Annotated in this window: 14 protein-coding genes; 11 read left to right on the forward strand and 3 right to left on the reverse strand. The window is 64.4% G+C overall.

Annotation, left to right across the window (positions count from 1 at the left end; all coding sequences use genetic code 11):
- Positions 1 to 12: 12 nt before the first annotated feature.
- Together QX121_RS00645 and QX121_RS00650 are read right to left on the reverse strand one after the other, a co-directional pair.
- On the reverse strand, positions 13 to 540 hold the full coding sequence (locus QX121_RS00645) for a GNAT family N-acetyltransferase (RefSeq protein WP_315810893.1): 528 nt from the start codon (positions 538 to 540) through the stop codon (positions 13 to 15).
- 2 nt (positions 541 to 542) lie between these two features.
- Complete coding sequence (locus QX121_RS00650) at positions 543 to 1109, reverse strand: XRE family transcriptional regulator (RefSeq protein ID WP_315756702.1); 567 nt, start codon at positions 1107 to 1109, stop codon at positions 543 to 545.
- Positions 1110 to 1319: 210 nt separating this feature from the next.
- On the opposite strand from QX121_RS00650, the gene secG reads away from it, so the two are divergent.
- From secG to QX121_RS00680, 6 genes are all read left to right on the forward strand, one after another.
- Positions 1320 to 1703 (forward strand): preprotein translocase subunit SecG, encoded by a 384-nt coding sequence (gene secG / locus QX121_RS00655; RefSeq protein WP_315798413.1) that lies wholly within the window; start codon positions 1320 to 1322, stop codon positions 1701 to 1703.
- A gap of 167 nt (positions 1704 to 1870) precedes the next feature.
- Complete coding sequence (locus QX121_RS00660; RefSeq protein ID WP_315810894.1) at positions 1871 to 3502, forward strand: CTP synthase; 1632 nt, start codon at positions 1871 to 1873, stop codon at positions 3500 to 3502.
- A 69-nt stretch (positions 3503 to 3571) separates the two neighbouring features.
- The gene (locus QX121_RS00665; protein WP_315810895.1) at positions 3572 to 3898 is read left to right on the forward strand and encodes an NIPSNAP family protein; all 327 of its coding nucleotides are present in this window, start codon (positions 3572 to 3574) and stop codon (positions 3896 to 3898) included.
- Positions 3899 to 4027: 129 nt separating this feature from the next.
- Complete coding sequence (kdsA, locus tag QX121_RS00670) at positions 4028 to 4891, forward strand: 3-deoxy-8-phosphooctulonate synthase (RefSeq protein WP_315810896.1); 864 nt, start codon at positions 4028 to 4030, stop codon at positions 4889 to 4891.
- Entirely contained in the window at positions 4891 to 6105 is a 1215-nt protein-coding gene (locus QX121_RS00675; RefSeq protein ID WP_315810897.1) for an MFS transporter, read from the forward strand. The genes kdsA and QX121_RS00675 overlap by 1 nt, the downstream gene beginning before the upstream one ends.
- 1142 nt (positions 6106 to 7247) lie before the next feature.
- Positions 7248 to 8066, forward strand: a complete 819-nt coding sequence (locus QX121_RS00680; RefSeq protein ID WP_315810898.1) for a trypsin-like peptidase domain-containing protein — start codon at positions 7248 to 7250, stop codon at positions 8064 to 8066.
- 333 nt (positions 8067 to 8399) lie between these two features.
- Here QX121_RS00680 and queF read toward each other — a convergent pair whose 3' ends face one another.
- Complete coding sequence (gene queF / locus QX121_RS00685) at positions 8400 to 8876, reverse strand: preQ(1) synthase (RefSeq protein WP_315750940.1); 477 nt, start codon at positions 8874 to 8876, stop codon at positions 8400 to 8402.
- Between the two features lie 174 nt (positions 8877 to 9050).
- Between queF and eno the strand changes: the two genes are divergently transcribed.
- The 5 genes from eno to QX121_RS00710 all read left to right on the forward strand — a co-directional run bounded on the left by eno (position 9051) and on the right by QX121_RS00710 (position 14766).
- Positions 9051 to 10334, forward strand: coding sequence for a phosphopyruvate hydratase (gene eno / locus QX121_RS00690; protein WP_315738192.1), 1284 nt, complete (start codon positions 9051 to 9053; stop codon positions 10332 to 10334).
- 36 nt (positions 10335 to 10370) lie between these two features.
- Positions 10371 to 11510: a zinc-binding dehydrogenase gene (locus QX121_RS00695; RefSeq protein WP_315810899.1), complete on the forward strand. Its 1140-nt coding sequence runs from the start codon at positions 10371 to 10373 to the stop codon at positions 11508 to 11510.
- Between the two features lie 119 nt (positions 11511 to 11629).
- On the forward strand, positions 11630 to 12625 hold the full coding sequence (locus tag QX121_RS00700) for an MBL fold metallo-hydrolase (protein WP_315810900.1): 996 nt from the start codon (positions 11630 to 11632) through the stop codon (positions 12623 to 12625).
- Between the two features lie 264 nt (positions 12626 to 12889).
- Positions 12890 to 14059 carry a serine hydrolase gene (locus tag QX121_RS00705; protein WP_315810901.1) on the forward strand — a complete coding sequence of 390 codons (1170 nt, stop codon included), beginning with the start codon at positions 12890 to 12892 and terminating at the stop codon, positions 14057 to 14059.
- 149 nt (positions 14060 to 14208) lie between these two features.
- Positions 14209 to 14766: an NADPH-dependent FMN reductase gene (locus tag QX121_RS00710; protein WP_315810902.1), complete on the forward strand. Its 558-nt coding sequence runs from the start codon at positions 14209 to 14211 to the stop codon at positions 14764 to 14766.
- Positions 14767 to 14811 lie beyond the last annotated feature (45 nt).

Consider the following 14811-nt stretch of genomic DNA (forward strand, 5'->3'; position numbering starts at 1 on the left):
GCGCCAAGCGTTTCAGTCCGCCTGTTCGATTCGCTTCCAATAGATCTTCGTGCCGGTGAGGCCGCCATGCGGCTTCAAGGCATAGTCCGGAATGGTTCCGCTCAGCTGGAAGCCGACGCTTTCATAAAGCCGTGAGGCGCCCCCATCCTCGGCGGTATCGAGGACCAGCATCGTCCGACCGTGCGCGCGGGCGAGGTTTTCGGCCGCGCAGAGCAGCGCGGTCGCGATTCCGCGTTTGCGGTGGCTGATGCGCGTCATCATCTTCGCGATCTCGGCGCGGTGCGGCTGGTTTGGCGGCAGCTTCAGCTGCAGCGTCACGGTCGCGATCACATCCTCTCCATCGAAGGCGCCAAGAACGGCTCGTTCGCCGCGCGCCGCGGCCGACAGCGATTCCCGCCAGAACGCGTCGGCATCCTCCTCGCGAAGCGGGTGCATGAAGCTGACCGAGCCACCATGGGCGACCGTTTCGATCAGCATTGCGCGAAGCGCAGCCCGGATTGCCGGCGTATCTGACAGGGCCGCGATTCGGGGCGGGGACATTCTCAACTCCTGGCAAGGGCGACGACGTAGACGCAGGGCGCGTCGGTCTCATTGGCAAAGGTGGTGTCGATCGGTGGGCCGAAGCCGAGGCAGTCGCCCGGCCCGAGCACGTGGCGTTCCGCGCCTTCCGTGATGGTCAATTGCCCGCTCTGAACCCAGAGGAGCTGGCGGATGTGGATGTAGGAGGAGGCCGGCAAGGTCACGCTGCGGTGCGCCGGCATCTCGACGGTCACCAATTCGATCGGATGATCCGGCCTGAGAAAGACCTGGCGCCTGACATAGCCCGTGTCCGGATCGCGCCAGACCGGCTGCTCGGCGGCCTTGGACAGGCGCTCCGACTGGGCTTCGGCGCGGAGCATCAAGCCGGCCAGCGTGAGATCGAAAGCGCTTGCGAGCTTAACCAGGATCACCGCGGTCGGGCTGACTTCGGCACGCTCGATCTTGCTGATGGTCGCCTTCGACACGCCAGAGCGTTCGGCGAGGTCGGCCAGCGACCACCCACGGCCGTCCCGTTCCAGCAGCAGGCGACGGGCGAGCCTCTGGCTGAAGTCGTCTACTATTTGATCCATTCGTCTCTAATAATGGATATTGAAGCGGCCGGCAAGTGTCGACCCGGAGGGCGACGTCGGCGCTTGTGCGAAGCGCGGTTGGGATTATCTGCGGGGTGGCGTTGCTCGACATGATCGTGTAACACCGCGCAAATTTCCGAATAGCCCGCGAAGCTCTCGCGATCCCGGCCCCCGGTCGGGGCCTGCGAGGGCTTGTGACGGAAGGTCACCATGCAGACTGTCTTGATCGTCATCCACCTCATGATTGTCGCCGTCCTGATCGGTACGGTGCTGTTGCAGAAATCCGAGGGCGGTGGCCTTGGCATGGGCGGCGGCGCCGGTTTCATGTCGAGCCGCGGCACGGCCAACCTGCTAACGCGCACGACCGCGATCCTGGCACTCCTCTTCTTCCTCACCAGCCTGGCGCTGACTTGGCTCGCGGGTCTGGATCGCAAGCCGACCTCGATTCTCAACAACCTGCCGGGGCAGACCCAGTCAGGCGGAGCGACCCCAGCGGCGCCGACCGCGGGCGGCGTGCTCGACCAGCTCAAGAAGGCCGACGAGCAGCAGGCACCCGCGGCTCCGGCTGCGCCGCAGGCCCCGCAGTCGCAATAACGCGGGCAAGCCATGCAGGAACGCAATTGGCGTCCTGCGTCATGAGGCGGTCTCAAGTACCTGAGACCATTAATATTTTGAAGTAACCCACAGGCCCGCGACAGCGTTGCGGGCTGCAAGCGATTCGTTTTGGCGAATCGAGCGCGCGGCATTAAAGGTAGGGTCCCATGGCGCGGTACATCTTCATCACCGGCGGCGTGGTTTCCTCGCTCGGAAAGGGTCTGGCTTCAGCCGCGTTAGGCGCGCTGCTGCAGGCCCGCGGCTACAAGGTCCGGCTTCGCAAGCTCGACCCCTATCTCAACCTCGATCCAGGCACGATGTCGCCGTATCAGCACGGCGAAGTGTTCGTGACCGATGACGGCGCCGAGACCGATCTCGATCTCGGTCATTACGAACGCTTTACCGGCCGGCCGGCGACCAAGGCCGACAACATCACCACGGGCCGGATCTATCAGGACATCCTGACCAAGGAGCGGCGCGGCGACTATCTCGGCGCGACCATCCAGGTCGTCCCGCACGTGACGAATGCGATCAAGGATTTCGTCCTGTCCGGGAATGACGAGTACGATTTCGTGCTGGTCGAGATCGGCGGCACCGTCGGCGACATCGAGGGCCTGCCGTTCTTCGAGGCGATCCGCCAGCTCGGCAACGAGCTGCCGCGCCATCACGCGATCTACATCCATCTCACGCTGCTGCCCTACATCCCGAGCGCCGGCGAGTTGAAGACCAAGCCGACGCAGCATTCGGTCAAGGAGCTGCGCTCGATCGGCATCCAGCCGGACATCCTGCTGTGCCGCACCGACCGCCCGATCCCGAAGGAGGAACGGCGCAAGCTCGGCCTGTTCTGCAACGTGCGTGAAAGCGCCGTCATCGAGGCGCGTGACGTCGACAACATCTATGCCGTGCCGGAGGCCTATCATGCCGCCGGCCTCGACGACGAGGTGCTGGCCGCGTTCGGCATCGAGCCGCGGGTGCCGCCGGCGCTGGCGAGCTGGCACACGATCAACGAACGCGTCCGCAATCCCGAAGGTGACGTGACGATCGCGATCGTCGGCAAGTACACCGGCATGAAGGATGCCTACAAGTCGCTGATCGAGGCGCTCTCTCACGGCGGGATCGCCAACAAGGTCCGCGTCAAGCTCGACTGGATCGAGAGCGAGGTGTTCGAGAACGAAGACCCGGCGCCATTCCTCGAGCACGTCAACGGCATCCTGGTGCCCGGCGGCTTCGGCCAGCGCGGCGCCGAGGGCAAGATCCGCGCGGCGCGGTTCGCGCGGGAGCGTGACGTGCCGTATTTCGGCATCTGCTTCGGCATGCAGATGGCGGTGATCGAGGCGGCGCGCAATCTCGTCGGCATCACCGAGGCCAACTCGACCGAGTTCGGTCCGACGCCGGAGCCGCTCGTCGGCCTGATGACGGAATGGCTGCGCGGCAACGAGCTGGAGAAGCGCTCCAAGAGCGGCGATCTCGGCGGCACGATGCGGCTCGGCGCCTATCCTGCGGCGCTCAAGCGCGGCAGCCGCGTCTCCGAGGTCTATGGCGGCGCCGCCGAGATCTCCGAGCGCCATCGCCACCGCTACGAGGTCAACACCGCCTACAAGGACCGGCTCGAGCAGCACGGTCTGAAGTTCTCCGGCCTGTCGCCGGACGGCGTGCTGCCGGAGATCGTGGAATATGAGGACCATCCCTGGTTCATTGGCGTGCAATTCCATCCCGAGCTGAAGTCGCGCCCGTTCGAGCCGCATCCCTTGTTCGCGTCCTTCATCCAGGCGGCGATGGTGCAGTCGCGGCTGGTCTGACGACCGTCTTTGACGGTGTGGCCGAATATTGCGAGAACGCTCCCGATCCAACAGATCAGGGAGTGACCAATGATCTACGAGAGCCGCATCTATCGCTGCATTCCGGGCCGGCTGCCGGCGCTGCTGAAGCGCTTCGAGACCACGACGCTGAAGCTGTGGGAGAAGCATGGCATCCGCCCGGTCGGCTTCTTCACGACCCTGATCGGCGAATCCAACCAGGACCTGACCTATTTCCTGGCCTGGGAATCGCTCGCCGAGCGCGAGACCAAGTGGACCAAGTTCATGGCCGATCCCGATTGGATCGCGGCGCGCGCCAAGAGCGAGGAGGACGGCCAGATCGTCGCCAACATCACCAGCCAGTTCCTGGTGCCGACGGCGTTCTCGGCGTTGAAATAGGGCCCTTGCACGGGAGCCGGGATGCGCGGATGGCCTCATCCCCGCAACCCTGCTATTCGCGGGCACACGCCGGGTTGATCCGGATGCCAGCGCTGGGCCATGGTCGCGCGCCCACAAGAGGATGATGTCGTGAACGCTTCGATCTCTGCCGCTCCGGTCGTCAGCCTCGGCTCCGTCAGCTTTGGCAATCAGCTGCCGCTCGCCGTCATCGCCGGCCCGTGCCAGCTCGAGAGCCGGGCGCATGCGCTGGAGGTCGCTTCGGCGCTGAAGGAGATCGCGACGCGGCTCGGCATCGGCCTCGTCTACAAGACCTCGTTCGACAAGGCCAACCGCACCAGCGCCTCCGCTGCGCGTGGGCTTGGCCTGGCGCAGTCGCTGCCGATCTTCGCCGAGATACGCTCCTCGCTTGGCCTGCCCGTGCTGACCGACGTGCATGACGCCGGCCAATGCGCCGAGGTGGCGCAGGCCGTCGACGTGCTGCAGATTCCGGCGTTCCTGTGCCGGCAGACCGATTTGCTGCTCGCGGCCGCGGCGACCGGCCGCGTCGTCAACGTCAAGAAGGGCCAGTTCCTGGCGCCCTGGGACATGGCCAATGTCGTGGCCAAGATCACCGGCTCCGGCAATCGCAACGTGCTGGTCACCGAGCGCGGAGTCTCGTTCGGCTACAACACGCTGGTCTCGGACATGCGCGCGCTGCCGATCATGGCGCGCACGACCGGCGCGCCTGTCATCTTCGACGCCACGCATTCGGTGCAGCAACCCGGCGGGAAGGGGACCTCGTCGGGCGGCGAGCGCGAGTTCGTGCCGGTGCTCGCACGCGCGGCCGTTGCCGTCGGCGTCGCCGGTGTGTTCATCGAGACCCATCCCGATCCCGATCACGCGCCCTCCGACGGGCCGAACATGGTCCCGCTCGCGCAGTTCGAGGGGCTGCTGCGAACGCTGATGGCGTTCGATGCGCTCGCCAAGGGGCGGGCATCGGACGCCGCGCGCTGATGCACCAGACCGTCGCCAAGCCCGCGGGGCAGAAGTTTCCACCAGCCGTGAACATCATCGCGCTGGCGGGCTTCTCGGCGGCGCTGTCGACGCGGGCGCTCGATCCGGTGCTGCCGCATGTCGCCGAGGATTTCGCAATCAGCATCACGACCGCGGCCGGCATCGCCGCGGGCTATGCCTTGATCTACGCCCTGATCCAGCCGGCGATCGGCGCGGCCGCCGACCTGTTCGGCAAGGCGCGGCTGATGACGCTGTGTCTGGCGCTGCTCGGCGTCGCGAGCCTGCTCGGTGCGCTCGCCACCTCGTTTCCGCTGCTGTTCGCCTCGCGCATTCTTGCCGGCATCGCCTCCGGCGGCGTGTTTCCGGTGGCGCTCGGGCTGACCAGCGATCTCGTCGCGCCCGACAAGCGCCAGGTTGCGATCGGCCGCACGCTCGCCGGTTCGATGGCCGGCAACCTGCTCGGCGCCACGGCATCGGGCATCATCGGCGATCTCATCGGCTGGCGCGGTGTGCTCGCGATCCTCGGCGCGCTCGGCCTGATCGCCTCCTTCGCGGTCGCCGCCGGCTTCCGCGGCGCCAGCGTCACCCACGTGCCGACCACGGATCTCGCCGCGCTGAGGAACGGCTACCGCACCATCTTCACCAATCCGAATTCGCGCTTCTGCTTCTCGGCGGTGTTCGTCGAAGGCTGCTGCGTGTTCGGGCTGTTTCCGTTCATCGCCTCGTTCCTGTTCGATCTCGGCGAGACCTCGCTGTCGATTGCCGGCATCGTCATCGCAGGCTTCGCGGTCGGCGGGCTGTTCTACACGTTCACGGTGTCGAACTTCCTGCCGCGGCTCGGCGTCAAGGGCATGATGATCGTGGGCGCGAGCCTCGTCGCCTTGCAACTCGCCGCGCTCGCCTTCGGCCCCGGCTGGAAGCTGCAATTCGCCTGCATGCTGATGATGGGCTGGGGTTTTTACATGATCCATGGCTGCCTGCAGGTGTTCGCCAGCGAGCTGTCGATCGGGGCGCGCGCGACCGCGATGTCGCTGCACTCGTTCTTCTTCTTCATGGGCCAGACGGTCGGTCCGATCGCCTATGGCGTCGGCCTGGTCCATGGCGGCAAGCAGCCGACCTTGCTGATCGCCGCCATCATGATGGTCGCCCTCGGCTTCGCCTGCGCCGCGCTGTTGCGGCAGCGGCCACCGGCGGATGCGGCAACCACGTTGTAGCCCTCTCGAAGCTGGGCTGGGAAATCCGCTCTCGAAGACGGTGCTGAAGCTGCGCGGCTGAGACATGTCAGGATTGGCACTTTCGTTGCCGGCGGACGCGTTGCCGCCGTCTCGCGGCGCAGTTGCGTCCGAGCTTTTGCCATTTGAACATGCCCTCTTCGAGGAGAGGGCACGGGGAATGCCGGGAGCTGGCCGCCCCCATGGCCCGCCTGCGGAAAAAGATGCAGGCGGCAGGTACCACAGGTTCAGCCGAGTCATCCCGGCATTCCCCGCGCGATGGTTGGGCAGCTTATACGTACTCTCCCCGGGGACCGGGCTGTCTTGCCCCCGTGACCGGCGGATCATCACCACCAGCGTGACCTCAGCGTCGGGAGGCCAGGACCATACGATTTCGCCGGCGCATCAGCATCGTTCGTCCGCATGAGTGATCACGCTGCGACCCGACACGCCCACCGCATCCCGCCTCAACGTCCGTGACGACCGCGAAGCGCCCCTCTGATCGAGACGGGACGGCGACAATCAATCATGAATTCTGATAAAGCGAAAGTGAAATATTCTTCGCGGGAGGTCTGACAGGCGTGATCGGCTTGAAAGTGCGGCAAAAATCGGCTTACGGGAGCAGCCGTTTGATGGTTGCATAAGGTGATAAAGTCGAGCGGGAGCGTGCTCGTCGGGCGACTCAGGGGCATGGATCGACGGGGAGAACTTGCCAGAAGTTGCGCCGATTCGTTAGCAGGCGGACATCCTGCTCATGTCGGCCAAGGAGCAATGACAGAGTTTCGAAACGGGGACATGCTGCGAGCCAACGAAGCACGTTTGTTGGGTTTCAATCTTGACTAGAATGGAACATAATAGGAACGTTCAAGTCAAACTTGAACTGATTCATTTGTCCGCCGCGTCCTGCGATGCCATGCGGGCCCAGGATGTGCGCGTACCCGACCCGCTGGAGCAGATCTGTGTGGCACCATCTTAGCAAGCTTTTCAATTGCGCAAGGGCCAGCTTAATCTTGCTGCTGGTTTGTTACTGCCAGTCATCATACGCCGCGTTACTCCCGCCCGATTTTATAAGTGCAGTCGTATCGCTCGGAACAACTCAGACAATTCAAGAACCCGGAAAGCCTCCTCTCACAAGATGGATTACAGTGGGGACCGGATTTTTCTACGGGTATTTAGTTCATAGTGATCCCGCGCCAGATAAACGGAAGTATGCGGTCTATCTCATCACAGCCGCACATGTCGTCAAAGGCCTTGCTGAGGCTGGTAAAACCAACATAGAAATTCGGATAGACGCAACAGATAAGAGCAACTCAGAAAAATTCGAGATTCCGCTGTCTGGCTGGTTCTTCCATCCAAGCTTAGACTTAACAGCTACTCCGATTCCTATACAGCTGCTTAAGCAAAAAGGGCTACAGAACAGCTTCTTCTCGAGCGACGAACACACATTCACAATCAGCCAAATGAACGAGGTCGGTGCAGCCGCGGGTGACGACATTTTTGTGCCAGGATTTCCGATGGGCCTTTCAGGCGAGCGCCGGAATTATGTTATTGTTCGACGAGGAGCCATTGCCAGAATTTCCGAACTACTAGAAGGTGCTTCAAAGAAGTTTCTTATAGATGCATTTGTGTTTCCAGGAAACAGTGGCGGCCCTGTTATCCTAAAGCCGGAAATCATTTCCATTCAGGGAACTAAATCAAACTCAAAAGCTGCATTGATCGGCGTAGTCTTGAGCTACGAATCCTACATCGATACTGCGATCAGCCAACAGACAAAGCGCGCCAGAATCACGTTCGAGGAAAACTCTGGATTAGCCGAAGTGCTCCCAATCGACTTCGTCAACGAACTGGTAAAGGAAAGAGCAGAGCAATTATGGCGCGCGGAAATGGAGCGCGATAGCGCAGCCTCGCTTCAGAATGCTCCGTTACCGTCTCAACAAAACTCGCCAATGCAAGCAAAGGAGTAACCTTAAGGCAGATCAGAAGATCGCATTTTCATCGCCGGTGCGCCTCTGCGCGCAATCCTCTGTATGTTGGTCTGCATCTTCGATCACGCGGGCAGCGCTGGATTGCATCCCTCAACTGAGAGATGGAAATTCAGTGACAGGCACTCCTAAGGATGACCTATGGCAGCAGGAGTGAAGAAACGTCAGTTTCCGTCGGCATGCAAGCGGGTCGAGCGGGGCGAGGGTGTTCTGAGGTCGCTCGCGATCTTGGCATGGTCTTTTAGACAAATTACGATTCGCTGAACGACACCTCCTCCGGGAAGGTCAGACTAAAGAAAAGAGCTTGGTCGCTCGTCACCCCCGCCCGCGATACGGCGCCACGCCCTGGTCCGGCACCCACAGGCCCTTCGGCAGCTTCCCCGTCTGCCAGAACACGTCGATCGGGATGCCGCCGCGGGGGTACCAGTAGCCGCCGATGCGCAGCCATTTCGGCTTGAGCTCGGTGGCGAGGCGCTTGCCGATCGCGACCGTGCAGTCCTCGTGGAACGCGCCATGGTTGCGGAAGCTGGCGAGGTAGAGCTTGAGCGACTTGGATTCGACCAGCCACGGGCCGGGGGCATAGTCGATCACGAGATGGGCGAAGTCGGGTTGGCCCGTCACCGGGCATAGCGACGTGAATTCCGGCACCGTGAAGCGGGCGAGATAATCGGTGTCCTTCTGCGGGTTGGGAACGCGGTCGAGCGTCGCTGCATCCGGGCTGTCCGGCGCCGCCACCTCGCGGCCCAGCTGAAGGCCGGCCGATGTCGGGGATGTGTTGGGTCTTTTCGCCATGTGTCGTGTCACCTGCCGCAGTGGCGCCCGTTTAGCCAATCGGGGCGCCCCCGTCACCCGCTTCGTGATTTGGTCGTGACTTCATTTCAACGCCACTTGGCCTTTTCGCGCTCGCGGGCTTGCGGTAGAAGCAGCGCAACAACGCCCACCCAGAAACGCCCGCGAGAGGACCTCATGACCGCCATCGTCGACATCATCGGCCGCGAAATCCTGGACAGCCGCGGCAATCCCACGGTCGAGGTCGACGTCGTGCTGGAGGACGGCTCGGTCGGCCGCGCTGCCGTGCCGTCCGGCGCCTCCACCGGCGCCCATGAGGCGGTCGAGCTGCGCGACGGCGACAAGCACCGCTATCTCGGCAAGGGCGTGCTGAAGGCCGTCGAAGCCATCAACGACGAGGTCTATGAGGCCTTGAGCGACATGTCGGTGCAGGACCAGGTCCAGATCGACCAGATCCTGATCGAGCTCGACGGCACCGAGAACAAGAGCCGGATCGGCGCCAACGCCATTCTCGGCGTCTCGCTCGCCTGCGCCAAGGCGGCGGCGATCTCCTACGACATGCCGCTGTATCGCTATGTCGGCGGCACCTCGGCCCGCACCCTGCCGGTGCCGATGATGAACATCGTCAATGGCGGCGTCCACGCCGACAACCCGATCGACTTCCAGGAATTCATGATCATGCCGGTGGGCGCGCCGAGCTTCGCCGAGGCGCTGCGCTGCGGCTCGGAGATATTCCACACGCTCAAGGCCGAGCTGAAGAAGGCGGGCCACAACACCAATGTCGGCGACGAGGGCGGCTTCGCGCCGAACCTGCCGTCGGCGGACGCCGCGCTCGACTTCGTCATGAGCGCGATCGGCAAGGCCGGCTATACCGCGGGCGAGGACGTCATGCTGGCGCTCGACTGCGCGGCGACCGAGTTCTTCAAGGACGGCAAGTACGTCTACGAGGGCGAGAACAAGTCGCGCTCGCGCTCCGAGCAGGCCAAGTATCTTGCAGACCTAGTCGCCCGCTATCCGATCGCCTCGATCGAGGACGGCATGTCCGAGGACGACATGGACGGCTGGAAGGAGCTGACCGACCTGATCGGCCACAAGTGTCAGCTCGTCGGCGACGACCTGTTCGTCACCAACGTCAACCGCCTTGCCGACGGCATCCGCAACGGCCGCGCCAATTCGATCCTGATCAAGGTCAACCAGATCGGCACGCTGACGGAGACGCTGGCCGCGGTCGAGATGGCCTACAAGGCCGGCTACACCGCCGTGATGTCGCACCGCTCGGGCGAGACCGAGGATTCCACGATTGCCGATCTCGCGGTCGCCACCAATTGCGGGCAGATCAAGACCGGCTCGCTGGCGCGAGCCGACCGCACCGCCAAGTACAACCAGCTGCTGCGCATCGAGCAGGAGCTGGATGCGCAGGCCAAATATGCGGGCAGGGCGGCGCTGAAGGCCTTGGCCTGAGCCTGCGCTGAAGAAGAACCAATAGGGGAGGCGCGCATGGGTGTCGAGGCAGGCCTGCAACTGCGGACGCTGATCAAGCGCAGCGGCGAGCTCGAGCTCTCGCTGGTCGAGGTGCCGACCCCCGAGCCGGGGCCGGACGAAGTGGTGGTGCGCATCGAGGCGGCGCCGATCAATCCGTCCGATCTCGGCCTCCTCGTCGGCGCGGCCGATCTGTCGACCCTGCAGGCGTCCGGCACCAAGGACCGCCCCGTGATCACCGCCAAGGTGCCGGAGGCGGGGATGCGGGCGATGGCCGGCCGGCTCGATGAGTCGCTGCCGATTGGCAATGAGGGCGCTGGCGTCGTGGTCAAGACCGGCTCGTCGGACGCCGCCAAGGCGCTGATGGGCCGCACCGTCGCGGCCATCGGCGGCGCGATGTACAGCCAGTATCGCTGCCTGAAGGTCTCCGAATGCCTGCCGCTGCCGGCCGGCACCACGCCGGCCGAGGGCGCCTCCTGCTTCGTCAATCCGCTGACGTCGCTCGGCATGACCGAGACGATGCGGCGCGAGGGCCATACCGCGCTGGTGCATACCGCGGCCGCGTCCAATCTCGGGCAGATGCTCAACAAGATCTGCCTCAAGGACGGCATCCCGCTCGTCAACATCGTGCGCAGTGCAGCACAGGCCGAGATCCTGCGCGGCCTCGGCGCCAAATACGTGGTGGATTCGACGTCACCGACCTTCATGGACGACCTGATCGCGGCGCTGGTCGAGACCGGCGCGACCATCGCCTTCGATGCGATCGGCGGCGGCAAGCTCGCGGGCCAGATCCTCAACGCGATGGAAGCTGCGATCAACAAGTCCGGCAAGCATCCCTACAGCCGCTACGGCTCGAACGTGCACAAGCAGGTCTACATCTACGGCAGCCTGGACGTCAGGCCGACCGAGATCACGCGCGGCTTCGGCATGACCTGGAGCGTCGGCGGCTGGCTGCTGTTTCCGTTCCTGATGAAGATCGGCAAGGCGGATACCGAGCGGTTGCGGCAGCGCGTCGTCGACGAGCTCAAGACGACCTTCGCGAGCCACTACACCAAGGTCGTCTCGCTGACCGAGGCGCTTGATCCGGCCAATCTCGCCGTGTACGCCAAACGGGCCACCGGCGAAAAATTCCTCATCGACCCCAACAAAGAGAAGTGACCTAACGTCGCTCCCCGGACGTTGCTGACGGGCTTGCGTTTGGCCTGCATGCGGAGAAAATCCGCCCCGTTTGTCTGGGGGCGGTGTCAGCCGCATGGAGCACTGAGGAGAGATTTGTCATGACCCTATTGGATCGCCGTCGATTTCTGGCCGGTGCGGCCCTCGCCGGAGCTGCGACCGCTCTGCCGCCGCTGGCCGCGCCGGCACGCGCGGCGGTTGCGCCCGCCGGCGCGCAGGCGCCCGGCTTCTACCGCTACAAGGTCGGCGACTACGAATGCACCTCCGTCAATGACGGCGCGCGCACCCTTCCGATGCCCGACAAGTTCGTCGTCAACACGGCGAAGGACGACGCGCTCGCCGCGGCCGAAAGCGCCTACATGCCGAAGGGCATGATCACGATCCCCTTCAATCCGCAGTTGATCAACACCGGCTCAAAGCTGGTCCTGATCGACACCGGCAACGGCGCTGGCGCCTTCGAGGCCAGCAAGGGCGCGGTCGGACGCACTCTGATGAACCTCGCCGCGGCCGGCGTCGATCCGAAGTCCATCGACGTCGTCGTGCTCTCCCACATGCACGGCGACCACATCAACGGCCTCAAGCTCGCCGACGGCTCGCTGGCATTTCCGAACGCCGAGCTGAAGGTGCCGGCCAAGGAGTGGGCGTTCTGGGCCAGCGACGAGAATGCCGCAAGGGCGCAGACCGACTTGATGAAGGGCAATTTCGCCAACTTCAAGAAGGTGTTCGGCGGGCTCGAGAGCAAGGTCACCCAGTACGAGTGGGACAAGGAGGTCGCGCCCGGCATCACCGCGCTCGGCACGCCCGGTCACACGCCGGGCCACACCTCGTTCGCGGTCGCGTCCGGCAATGCCAGGGTCCTGATCCAGGCCGACGTCACCAACGTCCCCGAGCTGTTCCTGCGCAACCCGGACTGGCACGTGATGTTCGACACCGATGCCGCGATGGCGCAGGAGACGCGGCACAAGTTCTACGACATGGCCGCCGCCGAGAAGGCCAAGGTGATCGGCTTCCACTTCTCGTTCCCCTCGGTGGGCTATGTCGAGAAGGACGGCGCCAAGTACCGCCTGATTCCGGCGCCGTGGAATCCGGTGATCTGAGCGGGGACCGCGAATTCGTCGCCGTCATTACGAGCCAACGGGTCCGCGCGAACGCGCTGCCCGATGACAGGCTCCGCGAAGCAATCCAGGGCTCGGTTGGGACTCTGGATTGCTTCGTCGCTTCGCTCCTCGCAATGACGGAGGAGAGAGAAGGGGGGCCGCCTTCGGGCGGCCTGCTCGTTTTTGCATATGCGAAATGTCGGGCTTTCCGCGGCTCGCGCGAGCGCCTATGTCGAACCTCCCGGGATGTCCGCAGGGCCTTGCATGTCGACCGATCTCTCAACCTCCAGCGCCGATCTTTCCAACTGGCGCTCCGCGCCGTTCAGCCGCTGGGCCTTCCACAACATTCGGTCGATCCTCCCGGTCGCCGACATCGAGAGCGCGCCCGGCAGCGCGTGGCCGCTGCCGGCAAGTCCGATCTCCTTCGATCAGTTCAGCCTGCGGCTGCCGAAGGGCGGCACGCTCGATCTCGACGGCTTCCTGAAAGCGACGGCGACGGACGGGCTCCTGATCCTCCACGACGGCCGCATCGTGTTCGAGCACTATGACGGCGGCACCGACCGCGACACGCCGCACATCCTGATGTCCGCGACCAAGTCGATCACCGGGCTGATGGCCGGCATCCTGGCCGGCCGCGGCGAGCTCGACGTCGACGCCGAGGTCACGCGCTACGTGCCGGAAGTGGCGGCCACGGCCTATCGCGGCGCCACGATCCGCCAGTTGCTCGACATGCGCGCGGGCGTCGTGTTCGACGCCGCCGGCCTGCAGGCCTATGCCGACGCCGCGGGCTGGGAGCCGGTCGCACCTCGCACGACGCCGAACCTGCATGAATTCTATGAGACGATGCGCGCGCAGGCGATTCCGCATGGCGGCACCTTCAGCTACGTCTCCGCCAACACCGATCTGCTCGGCTGGGCGATCGAGCGGGCCACCGGCCGCAGCTTCGCGAGCCTGGTCAGCACCCTGTTGTGGAAGCCGATGGGCGCCAGCGGCGAGGCCTTCATCACGCTCGACCGCAAGGGCGCGCCGCGCTGCACCGGCGGGTTCTGCGCCACGCTGCGCGACGTTGCGCGGCTCGGCCAGCTCGTGCTGTCAGGCGGCCGGCGCGGCTCGCACACGATCATCCCCGAGGGCTGGCTCGACGACATCAGGCACAATGGCGACGCCCAGGCGTGGCGCGACGGGCAGTGGCGCGACAGCTTTGCCGCCATCAGCCGCAACATGCATTATCGCGGCGGCTGGTACGTCATCAACGATCAGCCGCAGCTCATGTTCGCGATGGGCATTCACGGCCAGAACCTGTTCGTCGATACGTCCAACGGCATCGTGATCGCCAAGGTCTCGTCATGGGCGCAGCCGGTCGATGGCCAGGCGATCTGGCTGACGCACCAGGCGGTGGCGGAATTCACCCGTCATCTCAAAGAGACGGGTTGAGCCCGGGGGGAAGCGGCAGGCGGGCGGGGTCATCGAGCGCCTCTTGCGATGAAGCGCAGTGTTTCGCGGGATCCGGTTTCATGCACTTGCATGTTCCTGCCGGAGCGCTTTAAGTGCCCCTCACACGCCGCTCCTCAAAGGACCTCCCCATGCCTGCACCCTATTCGATCGTCGCCCTCGTCGGCAGCCTCCGCAAGGAGAGCTTCACGCTCAAGATCGCCAATGCCCTGGTCAAGCTGGCGCCGGTCAGCCTGAAGATCGACGTCACCACGCTCAACGGCCTGTCGTTCTTCAACCAGGATCTCGAAGCCAATCCGCCGGCCGACTGGCTCGCCCTGCGCGACAAGCTGAAGGCCTCGAACGGCGTGCTCATCTTGACGCCCGAATACAACCGCTCGATTCCCGGCGTGCTGAAGAATGCGATCGACATCGCCTCGCGCCCCTATGGGCAGAGCTCGTTCCTGGGCAAGCCGGTCGGTCTCATCGCCAACTCGCCGGGTGCGCTCGGCGGCGTCGCGGCGGCCAAGCACCTGCAGAACATCATGCCGGGCATCTCGGGCCCGGTCATGGGGCAGCCGGAGATCTACCTGAACGGGGTCGGCGATGCCTTCGACGCCCAGGGCGAGCTGGTCAAGGACGCGCTCAAGACGGTGCTGCAGCAATATCTTGAGGCGTTCGCCGCCTTCGTGGCCAAGCAGGACGGCTGACCAGGTTCGGCGCCTGCCGCTGCCGCGGGCGCCAACTGCATGACG

The sequence above is a fragment of the Bradyrhizobium sp. SZCCHNR2028 genome (assembly GCF_032380995.1).
Classification (GTDB): domain Bacteria; phylum Pseudomonadota; class Alphaproteobacteria; order Rhizobiales; family Xanthobacteraceae; genus Bradyrhizobium.

What these genes read in the sequence shown, in the direction of transcription:
- QX121_RS00695 (WP_315810899.1), top strand. Translation starts at nt 10,371, where the DNA reads ATGGGTGTCGAGGCAGGCCTGCAACTGCGGACGCTGATCAAGCGCAGC.
- QX121_RS00675 (WP_315810897.1), top strand. Translation starts at nt 4,891, where the DNA reads ATGCACCAGACCGTCGCCAAGCCCGCGGGGCAGAAGTTTCCACCAGCC.
- QX121_RS00710 (WP_315810902.1), top strand. Translation starts at nt 14,209, where the DNA reads ATGCCTGCACCCTATTCGATCGTCGCCCTCGTCGGCAGCCTCCGCAAG.
- QX121_RS00665 (WP_315810895.1), top strand. Translation starts at nt 3,572, where the DNA reads ATGATCTACGAGAGCCGCATCTATCGCTGCATTCCGGGCCGGCTGCCG.
- secG (WP_315798413.1), top strand. Translation starts at nt 1,320, where the DNA reads ATGCAGACTGTCTTGATCGTCATCCACCTCATGATTGTCGCCGTCCTG.
- eno (WP_315738192.1), top strand. Translation starts at nt 9,051, where the DNA reads ATGACCGCCATCGTCGACATCATCGGCCGCGAAATCCTGGACAGCCGC.
- QX121_RS00705 (WP_315810901.1), top strand. Translation starts at nt 12,890, where the DNA reads ATGTCGACCGATCTCTCAACCTCCAGCGCCGATCTTTCCAACTGGCGC.
- QX121_RS00650 (WP_315756702.1), bottom strand. Translation starts at nt 1,109, where the DNA reads ATGGATCAAATAGTAGACGACTTCAGCCAGAGGCTCGCCCGTCGCCTG.
- QX121_RS00645 (WP_315810893.1), bottom strand. Translation starts at nt 540, where the DNA reads ATGTCCCCGCCCCGAATCGCGGCCCTGTCAGATACGCCGGCAATCCGG.
- QX121_RS00660 (WP_315810894.1), top strand. Translation starts at nt 1,871, where the DNA reads ATGGCGCGGTACATCTTCATCACCGGCGGCGTGGTTTCCTCGCTCGGA.
- QX121_RS00700 (WP_315810900.1), top strand. Translation starts at nt 11,630, where the DNA reads ATGACCCTATTGGATCGCCGTCGATTTCTGGCCGGTGCGGCCCTCGCC.
- queF (WP_315750940.1), bottom strand. Translation starts at nt 8,876, where the DNA reads ATGGCGAAAAGACCCAACACATCCCCGACATCGGCCGGCCTTCAGCTG.